This window comes from Vibrio sp. 2092 (assembly GCF_033339635.1).
Lineage (GTDB): Bacteria > Pseudomonadota > Gammaproteobacteria > Enterobacterales > Vibrionaceae > Vibrio > Vibrio alginolyticus.
The window spans coordinates 14097-26912 of sequence record NZ_JAWOUY010000005.1 but is presented as its reverse complement, the minus strand read 5'-3'; the positions used below and the strand labels follow the sequence as shown (position 1 = coordinate 26912).

Annotated in this window: 11 protein-coding genes; 5 read left to right on the top strand and 6 right to left on the bottom strand. The window is 45.1% G+C overall.

Annotated elements, in window-relative coordinates; translation table 11 throughout:
* Positions 1-268 precede the first annotated feature (268 nt).
* Both R7P80_RS10560 and R7P80_RS10555 read left to right on the top strand, forming a co-directional pair.
* On the top strand, positions 269-2119 hold the full coding sequence (locus tag R7P80_RS10560; protein WP_005374597.1) for an ABC transporter ATP-binding protein: 1851 nt from the start codon (positions 269-271) through the stop codon (positions 2117-2119).
* Positions 2120-2710: 591 nt separating this feature from the next.
* Positions 2711-3418, top strand: coding sequence for a DUF445 domain-containing protein (locus R7P80_RS10555; protein ID WP_005383549.1), 708 nt, complete (start codon positions 2711-2713; stop codon positions 3416-3418).
* A gap of 102 nt (positions 3419-3520) precedes the next feature.
* On the opposite strand, the gene R7P80_RS10550 is transcribed toward R7P80_RS10555, so the two are convergent.
* Positions 3521-3997, bottom strand: coding sequence for an Lrp/AsnC family transcriptional regulator (locus R7P80_RS10550; protein ID WP_005374595.1), 477 nt, complete (start codon positions 3995-3997; stop codon positions 3521-3523).
* Between the two features lie 292 nt (positions 3998-4289).
* The gene (locus R7P80_RS10545; RefSeq protein ID WP_005374593.1) at positions 4290-4538 is read right to left on the bottom strand and encodes a hypothetical protein; all 249 of its coding nucleotides are present in this window, start codon (positions 4536-4538) and stop codon (positions 4290-4292) included.
* Positions 4539-4896: 358 nt separating this feature from the next.
* Between R7P80_RS10545 and R7P80_RS10540 the strand changes: the two genes are divergently transcribed.
* Together R7P80_RS10540 and R7P80_RS10535 are read left to right on the top strand one after the other, a co-directional pair.
* The gene (locus R7P80_RS10540) at positions 4897-5430 is read left to right on the top strand and encodes a GNAT family N-acetyltransferase (protein WP_005383553.1); all 534 of its coding nucleotides are present in this window, start codon (positions 4897-4899) and stop codon (positions 5428-5430) included.
* An 18-nt stretch (positions 5431-5448) separates the two neighbouring features.
* Entirely contained in the window at positions 5449-5883 is a 435-nt protein-coding gene (locus R7P80_RS10535) for a hypothetical protein (protein ID WP_158155582.1), read from the top strand.
* 91 nt (positions 5884-5974) lie between these two features.
* On the opposite strand, the gene R7P80_RS10530 is transcribed toward R7P80_RS10535, so the two are convergent.
* Positions 5975-6214 carry an RNA recognition motif domain-containing protein gene (locus tag R7P80_RS10530; RefSeq protein WP_005374587.1) on the bottom strand — a complete coding sequence of 80 codons (240 nt, stop codon included), beginning with the start codon at positions 6212-6214 and terminating at the stop codon, positions 5975-5977.
* A gap of 148 nt (positions 6215-6362) precedes the next feature.
* Between R7P80_RS10530 and R7P80_RS10525 the strand changes: the two genes are divergently transcribed.
* The gene (locus R7P80_RS10525; RefSeq protein ID WP_017820066.1) at positions 6363-6896 is read left to right on the top strand and encodes a GNAT family N-acetyltransferase; all 534 of its coding nucleotides are present in this window, start codon (positions 6363-6365) and stop codon (positions 6894-6896) included.
* A 124-nt stretch (positions 6897-7020) separates the two neighbouring features.
* On the opposite strand, the gene putP is transcribed toward R7P80_RS10525, so the two are convergent.
* From putP to putA, 3 genes are all read right to left on the bottom strand, one after another.
* On the bottom strand, positions 7021-8514 hold the full coding sequence (gene putP / locus R7P80_RS10520) for a sodium/proline symporter PutP (RefSeq protein WP_005374582.1): 1494 nt from the start codon (positions 8512-8514) through the stop codon (positions 7021-7023).
* A 136-nt stretch (positions 8515-8650) separates the two neighbouring features.
* Complete coding sequence (locus R7P80_RS10515) at positions 8651-9358, bottom strand: delta-1-pyrroline-5-carboxylate dehydrogenase (RefSeq protein WP_005392153.1); 708 nt, start codon at positions 9356-9358, stop codon at positions 8651-8653.
* An 11-nt stretch (positions 9359-9369) separates the two neighbouring features.
* Positions 9370-12501, bottom strand: a complete 3132-nt coding sequence (putA, locus tag R7P80_RS10510; RefSeq protein WP_170897392.1) for a bifunctional proline dehydrogenase/L-glutamate gamma-semialdehyde dehydrogenase PutA — start codon at positions 12499-12501, stop codon at positions 9370-9372.
* Between the last annotated feature and the right edge of the window lie 315 nt (positions 12502-12816).

Below are 12816 nucleotides of genomic sequence, written 5' to 3'. Positions count from 1 at the left end.
TCACTTTGCAGGTTTAAGCTTTTATGGCACCACGATGAACATGATAAGAATTCATCATAAGAATCAGAACCATAGACAATCACACTCATAACCAACTAGTTACATTTAAGACACAATCGGTTAGACTATTTTTTCGCCCCTCTCGTCAATCGGTCTGCTTTATCGAGGAGCAGGCAAGAAACTCTCATACACGCGGTTTCGTCCAAAGCAGCGTGAATCGATGGATTTAGCCACCCCAAATGGCACTGTTTTAACTTTAGGATGAGTTATGTTTAAACGATTTGAAGGCTTTACAGAGCCGTTCCCCAAATCTACACCGGATCAGCCTCCTTCAGGGATGTTCGCTTTTCTGCGTTATTACACTCGTGGTTATGAAAAGCCTTTGATCATCATGTCTTTGATGGCCACAATTGTGGCTGTTGTTGAGGTAATGTTGTTTGGCGCCATGGGACAACTGGTTGATTGGTTGTCTACCAGCAATCCAGAAACGTTCTTACAAGACAATAAATCGGATTTGATTTTCTACGGAGCCTTATTGCTGGTTGTCATGCCTATATTGGTGATCTTGTACTCGTTGCTCGTTCATCAAACGTTATTGGGCAACTACCCAATGTCTATCCGCTGGCTTGCACACCGGTATTTGCTCAATCAAAGCTTGAACTTCTATCAAGATGATTTTGCAGGTCGAGTCGCAACGAAAGTCATGCAAACCTCATTAGCTGTGCGCGAAACCGTGATGAAAGCTATGGATGTGTTTGTTTACGTTACGGTTTACTTCACCAGCATGATCATTATGTTAGCGACGGCAGACTGGCGTTTGATGATCCCAATGATCGTCTGGCTACTCGCTTACATCGCTATCCAAATCTATTTTGTCCCTAAGCTCAAAGACGTCGCTTCAGCGCAGGCCGATGCACGTTCGACAATGACAGGGCGTATCGTCGACAGTTATACCAATATTCAAACCGTCAAACTGTTTTCTCATAGCCAGCGCGAAACCCAATATGCCGAGCAAGGCATGAAAGGATTTTTGAATACGGTCTATCGTCAAATGCGCCTAGTGACCGGCTTCGACGTCGCTGTAGAGATCTCAAACTATATTTTGGTATTTTCCGTTGCTGCTTTATCGATTTACCTGTGGTTGGATAGTGCCATTAGCGTTGGCGCGATTGCGATTGCTGTTAGTCTTGCATTGCGCGTAAACGGTATGTCTATGTGGATAATGTGGGAAGTTGGCGCCCTCTTTGAAAACATGGGAACCGTTGTCGATGGAATGAAAACGCTCTCTAAGCCTATTGATATTAAAGATAAACCAGGCGCAAAAGACTTGGTTGTCACTGAAGGAGGCATTCACTTTGATAACGTCAGCTTCCATTACGGTGAGAACAAAGGCGTGATTAGCCATCTCGACCTCAACATCAAACCAGGAGAGAAAGTAGGCTTGGTTGGGCGCTCCGGCGCCGGGAAATCGACTTTGGTGAACTTGTTACTTCGTTTCCACGATGTCGAAGACGGCAGCATTAAGATCGATGGACAGAACATCTCAGAAGTCACACAAGACTCTTTGCGCTCAAAGATCGGTATGGTGACCCAAGATACTTCTCTGTTACACCGTTCAATTCGAGACAATATTTTGTATGGCAATCCAGATGCGACAGAAGAAGATTTGCTGAAAGCCACTAAGCAAGCGCATGCCCATGAGTTTATCGAAACTCTGACCGACCCATTTGGTAATGTCGGATACGATGCGCAAGTTGGTGAACGTGGTGTGAAACTGTCTGGCGGCCAACGTCAGCGTATCGCAATATCTCGTGTGCTACTCAAAGATGCACCATTGCTGGTATTGGATGAAGCCACATCGGCCCTGGATTCAGAAGTCGAAGCAGCGATTCAGGAAAGCTTGAATGAGTTAATGCAAGGGAAAACGGTTATTGCTATCGCTCACCGATTATCGACCATCGCACAAATGGATCGCCTCATCGTGCTAGATAAAGGCAGCATCGTTGAACAAGGTTCTCATCAAGAACTCATTGCGAATAACGGCATTTACGCCCAGCTTTGGGCGCATCAAACTGGCGGATTTATCGCTGAAGAGCTAGACAATCAACACGCTTCTTAACGAGTGATAAGCTCAATAAAAACGGCGCTTTAAGCGCCGTTTTTTATTTTAATCCATGGCTAGACGCTCATATAGCCATTGTGGTTTCTCATATATGAAACACTCTCCATGATAAAGCTCACACTTTTTCTGCTAATATACCGCCTCGTTGCGTATCCATTGCAATGAACACAATACAGAGTATTGAGCCGTCTTCATTTGTCATTTCACTTTTTGAGAAACAGCTATACTCAATAGATGGCTTAGTTATTATATTAACAATAAGGTAATTAGCTTATGTGTAAATGTGGTTCAATGCAGATCGTACAACTCAAACCAAGTTGGGCTGACAAGCTATTTGGCTACTCAGAAAGATGGAAATGCCAACTTTGTTGTAAGATCTACCGCATCTAAAATTAAAAATAGAATCTTAGTTTTTCTAAGAAAAAGCAGTGGCCCGACAATGATTGTCGGGTTTTGTTTTTCTGTACATCCATTTTTATCCCTTCGCAACACGGTCACTCATCACGGCAAAACCTAGCATCTCAATGTGACTTAGGTATAGAATCAGGCCCACTTATTTATTCCGATATTCACATATAACTGGTCACTATGAACAAAAGTTTGCTAACGAATGTCCTTGCTATCGCTTTGATGGCTGGAGGTCATCAATTACAAAACGACTATCTTTGGTATGCAGGGCTGTTTGCGTTCTCAGGCGCCATCACCAACTGGCTTGCCATCCATATGCTGTTTGAGAAAGTGCCTGGATTATACGGTTCTGGCGTGATCCCCGCACGATTTGAAGAGTTTAAACTGGCTATCAAAAACCTGATGATGGAACAGTTTTTTACTGAAGCGAACATTGACCGATTCTTGAATAAAGAAATGGCGGGCGGTGTGAACATCGATCTTCAACCAGTAATTGAGAAAGTAGATTTAAATCCAGCATTTGATTCCCTAGTGGAAGTAATTGAAGGCTCTCAGTTTGGTGGCATGCTAGCGATGTTTGGCGGCTCGGAAGCGCTACAACCCATGCGCCAACCTTTCGTCGAAAAGATGCAAGAATCCATCATTGAGTTGAGCAAGAGCGATAACATCAAAGAAGCACTGAAAGAGCAATTCGAATCTCCTGCAATGATGGATGAGATAAAGCAGAACATTGAAGGTATCATCGATCAACGTTTAAGCGAATTAACACCGGCATTAGTTAAAGAAATGGTGCAAAAAATGATTAAACAACACCTTGGATGGCTAGTCGTTTGGGGCGGTGTTTTTGGTGGTTTAATTGGCGTTATCAGCACCTTTATCGGGGCATAATCGCTCACCGATTTATTAAAAAGGAGCTTCGGCTCCTTTTTTAATCGTGAAAAAGTAATATACCAAGCCACGCTAAATAAGGAGGCTCAACACATGCCTCGCCTAACCAAGGAGCTCGGGATTAACACCAAATCCCGTTTTATGTTCTTCTATGACCACTTCACTACGAGTTTGAATCACGCCCGGAAGCGTGCCTAACTTGCTCGACATAAACTCCTGATACGCTTTCATGCTCTTAACACGAACTTTTATCATGGTATCGAAATCTCCAGAGAGCGAGTAGCACTCTTCAATTTCAGGCATCAATTCCACCGCTTTCGCAAACTTTTCAAAAATAGAAAAACTGGTTTGGTCTAAACGAATATGGATGAATACTTGCACATCCAGCCCCAACTTTTCCGCATTCAACTCCGCATGATAACCATTGATATACCCTTCTTTTTCTAGCCGCTTTACACGATCAGAACATGGAGAAGTCGTTAAGTTAATCAGCTTTGCTAGTTCTACAACTGGAATTCTGCCTCTCGAATGAAGCACTCTCAAAATATGTAAATCAATCCGGTCCAATTGATAACTCATTAACCCACTTCCTTGTAACCACTTAGAAAGCATCACATTAATCGTTGCTCAAAAAATTGCAAACCATCAAATGCACAGCATGTGAAATTCAGCAGAGAATAACCAGAAAACAACGAAGGAGGGAAAGAGCTATGATTATTGCCGCTCACTTAGTAACCGTGATATGAAGAGAAAAAGCAACCTAGCGGCTCCCGCGGAGTCGCAAATTTGAAAGCGCATGACACGCCTGTATAGATATGTCGTTCGGGCAACGCCGCCCTATTTAGCCATTAATCATGGCTATCACTCAGAGTTAGAGTGCGGCCGATGTATGCCGTGTAGGATGTGGAACAACCTCTCCAATTGCACGATGATTACAACAACGGCAGTAGTATTGAGGCTCCATCTCGTAATAATGTTCACCTGATACAAATTTCGCCATCAGCTGTGTAAAACTCACCATTTTGCCTGTTAACGAGTCAACAGACTGAGGCTCGCAACGCTTCATAATCACTTTATGTTGCGTTGATTTTCTACAAGCTGCGCAATATATATCCGGCATTTCTCTTCTCCCTACTTTTTCGTCCTACTGACAATTGACATATTTTGTTCAAAATAATTCCACAATTAAAAAGCTCCTTTAATTTTTTGTGCCCTATCTTCAAAAAATTGAACGAAAGTATCAAAAAACTGAGACATTGGTCAGACCTCAACTTTTGTACCATCAATATGAGCAAACGTGCTTATGTGTGTAATAATACGACACATTACACATAAGCAATTGTTCGGGCTTATTATTTAGTAAGGCGCATGACAACTTTACAGCTGGCTAGATCGAGCTTTCGAGACGCCTTGTTATCTTGATTTACCCCGCAAACCAGTTGCTAGCAGCTATAGCCGTCTCATCAAGGAAGAAATGCATGACGATACAACCGATTCTCACTACCGAAAGACTCGTCCTCCGGCCATTCAATATCGATGACTGCCAACAAGTGGCTTTACTCGCTGGAGATAAGCGAATTGCCGACATGACAGCAAACATCCCACATCCTTATGAGCTACCGATGGCGCAAGCATGGATAGATAGGCACTATCCGATGTATCAGCAGCATCAAGGCGTGGCGTACGCTATTACCTTGCGAAACACTGGGGAGTTACTTGGTGCGGTAAGTTTACCGCGTATCGAAGAGGGGTACGGAACATTAGGCTACTGGGTTGGCGTGCCACATTGGGGGAAAGGCTATGCATTCGAGGCCTCCAAAGCCTTACTCGAATTTGCTCGAATGCACTTTGAGTTAAACGGAATAACCGTGATGCATTTGGTGGACAATCTGCGTTCTAAATCGGTGATCCAAAAACTAAAGATCCCTTACGTCGGTGACAAAACATTGCGCATGCAAGGCAAAGAACGAAAGGTTTGTGTCTACCAACTCACGTTCGTCGCTTCTGAATAAAGTCGAGGGATATGTCGGATGATCATACATGAAACTTCACAAAATCTGCCCAAGAACAACCCTTTATTGCTGGGAACGGTATCGTTGTCGCTGTTCTATTTTTCCGACCTAGCAGACAAGCTCGTCGAGTTTGGACTCGTAGCACTCACAATAATAGGATTGAAACTGCTCTCAACGTACTTCACGCGCCGCGCGTTCAATCCTAAAACGCTAGATATCGATGCAAGCACCAACACCTTGAAGTACCGCCAGGGCTCAACGGTTTACTTCCGTCTACCTCTTGATGACATTGTCAAAGTCCAAATACAGAAAGAGTTCTTCTCTAGCAAAAGTTTGATGCTCTACACAGTCAACGACGCTTACCAAGTGCCGAATTCAGACAATTTCGATTCTCTACAGTTAAAGGATTTAATGAAACAACTTGAAGAGAGAATTGATGATCAATCTCGCTAAAACGAAAAGAGAAGACATTCTAGAATGTTGCCAATTTGGTCTCTAAATAGAAAGACAAAAAAGCCAGCAATAACGCTGGCTTTTCTCTGTGTTAGTCTTGTGCGACTTTCACGCGAATTTTGCTTTTTTCTACGTTCGTCAAATTCAGTGCTTCAAGAGCAGAAATGGCTTCTGCTTCGTCCGGCATGATGACAAAACCGAAGCCTTTCGACAAACCCGTGTCTTGATCAAGCACTAGCGAACACAGTTCTACTTTGCCGTACGCTGAGAATAATTTGCGGATATCTTGCTCGGTCATGTGACGAGCCAAGTTTCTTACTAAAAGTTTCATAATGAACCTAGTTGGTTTGATAACGGTTCGATTCTCTCAGTTTCTCTCTGGCAAACCAAGTGAATAATATGACGGCGTTGACTAGATCATTCTAAGTACATCTGTTTAAATGATTTTCCGTTCATTTTTCACCCATAGGAGAGTCGGCATGGAAACGAAACGTCTCAAACTCATCCCTGCTTGTTTAGAACGAGCCGAAGAGGCGCATCAAGCTGTCGTTCGCAGCCAAAAAACTCTCGAAGTCTATCTGCCGTGGGTGCCTCATGTGCTGACATTAGAAGCGATGATAGAAGGGACAGAGAAAGCCATCGCAAACTTTGAAAACTTCGAAGAAGAGCTGCGTTACTACATCATTGAAAAGGAAAGCGATCGCTTACTGGGTGCGGTCGGCTTGATGATTCGAGATCCCGACGTACCATCCTTTGAGATAGGTTATTGGTTAGATAATGCTGCCGTTGGCAATGGTTATGTTGCCGAGGCTGTGCTCGAAGTTGAGCGCTATGCGTTTGATGACTTGGGCGCCAAGAGAATCGCAATTCATGCTGATAGCACCAACCAAAAGAGCCGGGCTGTAGCCGAGCGCTGTGGTTATGAGTTCGAAGGAGAGCTCAGAAACGAACGTCTGACTACATCGGGAGAGTTGAGTAACACCGTTATTTACGCCAAAATTCGTCGCGACTAACACTCCAATCTAACCGAGCAATGCTAAGCTTTGATCTCAAGCTACCACCATTAACGTTAATTAAGTTTCAGATAAAACAAAGCCCGCTAAAATAGCGGGCTTTGTGTTCATATACGGGAAGTTACTAGTCTAGTTCAACCAGTTTTTTCTCGAACGACTGGTGTTGGTCTAACACGTCTTGCGCAGCACCGCCCGTTGCTTTACTTACCACAATGATAGCAAGCGTAGAGAAGATGATGCCCGGTACGATTTCGTACACATCAAACCAACCGCCAGTTAGCTGCTTCCAAACCACGATAGTGATACCACCAACAAGAATACCTGCTAACGCACCGTTACGGTTCATACCGCTCCAGTAAAGGCTAAGTACAACCGCAGGACCAAATGCCGCACCAAAACCAGCCCAAGCGTAAGATACAAGACCAAGTACTGAGCTATCAGGCGTCATCGCTAGGAATAGCGCAACAAGCGAAATAACGATAACACCGATACGACCAATCATTACGATTTCTTCAGAAGACGCTTCTGGCTTGAATACTTGCTTGTAGAAATCTTCTGCAAGCGCTGAAGATGAAACAAGGAGCTGTGAGTCAGCGGTACTCATTACCGCCGCTAGGATTGCTGCTAACAACATACCCGCAACGACAGGGTGGAATACTGCGTTAACCAATAGCATGAAGATCTTCTCACCGTCTTCTAGTTGAGTACCCGGATGACCCGTAACCCAAACCAGACCAACAAGACCAACAAGCATTGCACCAACCATAGATAGTGCCGTCCAAATCACTGCGATACGACGTGCAGTCGTTAGATCTTTGTTTGAACGAGACGCTTTAAAACGCGCTAGGATGTGTGGCTGACCAAAGTAACCAAGGCCCCACGCCGCTAGAGAGATAATGGCAATCGCAGACAATGGTTCGCCTTTCGCGTCATTCCATAGCGTTGCAAGTTCTGGGTTGATGTCATGTAGATCAGAACTTAGCTGACCTAAACCACCGTCCATTACCGCTATAGGAACAATCATTAGCGCAGCCGCCATTAGAAGACCTTGCACTAAGTCAGTCCAAGATACCGCTAGGAAACCACCGAATAGTGTGTAAGAAACGACACACACCGTGCCGATGATAACAGCGTAGGTATAATCTAGACCGAATACCGTCTCAAACAGTTTGCCCCCTGCGACCAAACCTGAGCTGGTGTAGAAAAGGAAAAATAGAAGAATGAAAAACGCAGAGATTGTCTGAATCAGTTTCGACTTATCGTTGAAGCGACGTGACAGGAACTCTGGCAACGTTAGCGCGTCAGTTTGGATACTGTAGGTACGAAGGCGTTTTGCACTGATGAGCCAGTTTGCCCATGTACCAAGAAGTAGACCGCCGGCTAACCAGAAGGCCTCGATACCCGCAGCGTACGCATAGCCAGGCAAGCCTAGCAGCAGCCAACCACTCATGTCTGAAGCACCTGCAGATAATGCAGCAGGCCACGGACCTAGGCTACGGCCACCTAGGAAGTAGTCAGATGAATTGGAAGTCCTCTTATACGCGTAAACGCCAATAGCAACCATAATCAGTAAATACGCCACAAAAGTGGACGTGATAGCAAAGCTATTTTCTATCATTAGATAGTCCTCGTTATAATTATTTCCTTCCTTGCCTGCCCTGATATTTTACCGTCTCAGCAATACATCAGAGTATAAAAAACCAATCTGGACCGGCTCTCAGTCCAGTTACTCCAGATTGGCATTACAAGTCAGGTTAGTGAGTTTCGTTCCCCAACTCGAGTAGAGTTGCGTTACCACCCACCGCGGTAATATTTATCGTTCGAGTGCGCTCAGTAATGAAGCGCAACGAGAGATGAGGATCATGAGCCAATTTCGGTGACTCTAAATCCGTTTCAGAAACTAAGCCGACGATTGCACCGTCACGCTTAGCTAGTTGAAGATTGAGCGCATGCTCAATCTGTGAACGCCCAACATAACCCACACTACGTACATCGCTCTCAAGCAACGGGGCAGACGCATCGTACGCAACAACCTGGACTAAGTTAGATGGGAAGTTTGCCAACGCTACAGCTTGCTTAACCAATTGGTTTAGCTCTGCATTGTCACTGCAAACGACCACACTGTTGCCTGCAATTAAGGCACAGGTGATCATCGCAAAAGCACTGTATAACGCATTATCAGCAGGCTCGATGTTGTTTTCACAAATCACCAAAGCCACACCGCGTCCTGCGGCATACAGTTCGTTAGTTTCCCCTGTAGGGCCAACTAACTGGTGAGTTTCTGCAAGAAGAGCTGATGCTTGTTGCAAGTGGTAAGAAACCACCTTGGCAACGGTAGACTGCTGCCCTTCTAGTGCAGATTTAAATGCCAGAACATGCTCGCATTTGTAATCAAAATCAGTCAGATTCCACTGCTCCCACGCAGAGAATGCATCTTTAAAATAGGTGATCTGATGAACCATAATGCGACTCCTTATGCGTTTTCTGCTTGAGCAAGAAGATGTTGAGTAAAGCGGAATAGGTAGTGTGGACCACCAGCTTTCGGGCCAGTACCCGACAAGCCTTGACCACCAAACGGCTGTACACCAACCACAGCGCCAACTTGGTCTCGGTTGATGTAGCAGTTACCTACTCGAGCATGTTTCTCAATCCAACGGTACGTGGTTTCGTTACGGCTATGGATACCCATCGTCAATCCAAAACCCGTTTTGTTGATCTGCGCAACCACGTTCGGTAATTCAGACGCTTTAAAGCGAACAATGTGCAAGATTGGACCAAATTGTTCTTCTTTCAGCACATCGATGCCCGAGATTTCAAACGCACTTGGTGAGACAAAGTCACCATGCTGGCACGACTCATCCAGCTGTAGCTGAGCGACTTTAGTCTGTGTTTTGCTCATTTGCTCAAGGTGAGCGAGGAGTTTTTGTTTTGCATTGCTGTCGATAACCGGACCAACATCTGTTTTGTGTAGGTAAGGTAAACCAACATGCAGTTCATTCATCGCACCTTGAATCAGGTTGATCATACGGTCTGCTACATCTTCTTGTACAAATAGAACACGAAGGGCAGAACAACGCTGACCAGCAGATGCAAACGCCGAACGAATCACATCACGCACCACCTGCTCTGGCAATGCAGTACTGTCCACAATCATTGCGTTTTGACCACCTGTTTCCGCAATAAACGGAACCGGTTTCGCGCTGCGCTCCGCGAGCGTGACGTTAATGCGTTGCGCCGTTGCCGTTGAGCCAGTGAATGCCACACCAGCAATAGCATCATGAGAAGTCAGTGCATGACCAATCTCAGCGCCGCGACCAGTAAGTAACTGAATCACACCTGCAGGGAAGCCAGCATCAAGCATTAGTTCAATAGCGCGAGCGGCAATTAAGCTTGTTTGCTCAGCAGGTTTTGCAACCACAGTGTTACCTGCAATCAGTGCTGCCGTTACCTGACCAAGGAAGATAGCCAACGGGAAGTTCCAAGGGCTGATACACACAAACACACCAAGACCTTCACGGCTAGAAATGCGTTTCACACCGTCAAAACCTTCTAGCTCAAATGGCTGTAGGTTTTGCGCTTGTTTCGCGTAATAACGACAGAAATCCACTGCTTCACGAACTTCATCAATACTATCGTGAATCGTCTTGCCCGCTTCTTTGTGACAAATCGCCACCAGCTCAGCCAGATTTTCTTCCATTAAGTCAGCAAGCTTTTCTAAACAAGCCGCTTTTTGCTCAACAGGAACACCTTTCCAATCAGAGAAAGCAGTTTGCGCCGCATCAATTGCAGCGGAAACATGATCAAGTGTTGCAAATGCCACTTTGCCGACTTCAATTCGGCGATCGTACGGTGCGGTGATGATCTCAGCCGCATTTTCCTTGATCATGCTTTCGGCAAAACACTCACCATTGATCATCGGGCCTGCAACCCACTGATTGTCCATGAAGCTTTCTACCTGCGCTTCAAATGGCTTCGCTTCACTGTCGATGTCAATGTTGACGCCATATGAGTTCTTACGCTCAGGGAAAATATCGGCAGGCAATGGAATTTTGTCGTTGTGTAGCGTGTCAAAACCCGTCAACACATCCACAGGGTGATGGGTCAACTCATAAATCGGACAACGCGCATCAACTAGACGGTGTACAAACGAGCTGTTCGCACCATTTTCAAGCAGACGACGAACCAAGTACGGAAGAAGATCAGCATGGCTACCGACAGGAGCATAAATACGTACTGGCTGACCGTACATTTTCATAACATGGTTATACAGTGAATCACCCATACCATGCAGGCGCTGGAACTCGTATTCTTTGTGCTCCGCCATGACAGCAATTGCCGTAACTGTGTGAGCATTGTGGCTTGCAAATTGTGGGTAGATATTACCGCGAACACCTTCGCTAAGTAGGAAACGAGCACAAGCTAGGTATGCAACGTCCGTCGCTTCTTTGCGAGTGTATACTGGGTAGTTTGCATAACCCGCTTGTTGAGACCACTTGATTTCGCTGTCCCAGTACGCGCCTTTAACCAAACGCAGAGGAATAACGTCACCTTGCTCTTTTGCGAGTGCATTTAGCCACACCAAGACTGGTAGCGCACGTTTTGAGTAGGCTTGAATAACCAAACCAAACTTGCCCCAACCTTTCACAAGATCGCTACGGTACACTTTCTCAAATAGCTTCAGGGAAAGCTCAAGGCGATCCGCTTCTTCTGCATCGATTGTGATTGCAACGTCGACTTCAATTGCACGTTTCAATAGCTGCATTAGTGAGTCATACAACTCTGTCATTACACGTTCTTCATTTGCGACTTCGTAGCGCGGGTGTAATGCAGAAAGCTTGATGGAAATCGAAGGCGCTGGACTAGTGTCGCTACCGTAAGTCTCGCGACCCACCGCTTCGATCGCCATTAGGTAATCTTTGAAGTACTTGTTCGCGTCCGCTGTAGTTAACGCCGCCTCACCCAACATATCAAACGAGTAGGTGAAACCTTTGTCGCGCATTGGGCGACCGTTCTTCTGCGCTTCTTCGATCGTACGACCACGAACAAACTGGTGACCCATGATCTTCATTGCCTGATACATGGCTTTACGAATCACGGGCTCAGAGAATTTATTTACCAGACGGTTTACAGCCTGACCTGGGCTCTGGGTGCCTTGCTCACCAAGACCAACCACTTTACCTGTTAGCATAAGGCCCCATGTTGATGCGTTAACAAACACAGAGTCAGAGTTTTTCAGGTGAGATTTCCAGTCTGCGACACTCAACTTATCTTTAATCAAAGAATCTGCTGTCGCGGCATCTGGGATGCGCATTAATGCTTCTGCAAGACACATCAGCAAGATACCTTCTTGAGTATCTAAGCTGTATTCCAGCAATAAAGCATCAATCATCTGGATTGACTTCTTATCGGCACGAATGGCTTCGATAAGGTGGGTCGTTTGGGTAGTGATCGCCGATTTTTCATCCTCTGTCGGCGTCGCTAGTGGCAATAGTTGCTCTAGCCATTGAGACTCGTCCACCATATATAATGGCGAGATCAGTGACCACAACTTATCAAGCGGCTGCCCGATAAATTCCGGTGTCAACACGTTCGTAGCTGTAAACATGTGTGTTCCTCAATCTCACTCCTCGAAAACCGCTTCGAGGATTATCAATGGCTGGCAGTGTATTTTGAGGCCGATAAGAATACTTGTCAAAAACTACGACATTTTTGCCAAAAACTCGCTTTTATAACAAAACATCCACATAGTCACATTCAAATAGGTAATATTTTGTGTTGTAAATTTTAATTTTTTCATTGCATTCACAACAAAATATCAAGAATATCAAGAATATCAATAAGATTTTTGTGAAGAGCTCGTTCTAAGAGAAAATGTAGGATCAAGTGGCATATCAGCTACTGTAAAGAACAGAGAATTTAA

What these genes read in the sequence shown, in the direction of transcription:
- R7P80_RS10560 (WP_005374597.1), top strand. Translation starts at nt 269, where the DNA reads ATGTTTAAACGATTTGAAGGCTTTACAGAGCCGTTCCCCAAATCTACA.
- R7P80_RS10555 (WP_005383549.1), top strand. Translation starts at nt 2,711, where the DNA reads ATGAACAAAAGTTTGCTAACGAATGTCCTTGCTATCGCTTTGATGGCT.
- R7P80_RS10550 (WP_005374595.1), bottom strand. Translation starts at nt 3,997, where the DNA reads ATGAGTTATCAATTGGACCGGATTGATTTACATATTTTGAGAGTGCTT.
- R7P80_RS10545 (WP_005374593.1), bottom strand. Translation starts at nt 4,538, where the DNA reads ATGCCGGATATATATTGCGCAGCTTGTAGAAAATCAACGCAACATAAA.
- R7P80_RS10540 (WP_005383553.1), top strand. Translation starts at nt 4,897, where the DNA reads ATGACGATACAACCGATTCTCACTACCGAAAGACTCGTCCTCCGGCCA.
- R7P80_RS10535 (WP_158155582.1), top strand. Translation starts at nt 5,449, where the DNA reads ATGATCATACATGAAACTTCACAAAATCTGCCCAAGAACAACCCTTTA.
- R7P80_RS10530 (WP_005374587.1), bottom strand. Translation starts at nt 6,214, where the DNA reads ATGAAACTTTTAGTAAGAAACTTGGCTCGTCACATGACCGAGCAAGAT.
- R7P80_RS10525 (WP_017820066.1), top strand. Translation starts at nt 6,363, where the DNA reads ATGGAAACGAAACGTCTCAAACTCATCCCTGCTTGTTTAGAACGAGCC.
- putP (WP_005374582.1), bottom strand. Translation starts at nt 8,514, where the DNA reads ATGATAGAAAATAGCTTTGCTATCACGTCCACTTTTGTGGCGTATTTA.
- R7P80_RS10515 (WP_005392153.1), bottom strand. Translation starts at nt 9,358, where the DNA reads ATGGTTCATCAGATCACCTATTTTAAAGATGCATTCTCTGCGTGGGAG.
- putA (WP_170897392.1), bottom strand. Translation starts at nt 12,501, where the DNA reads ATGTTTACAGCTACGAACGTGTTGACACCGGAATTTATCGGGCAGCCG.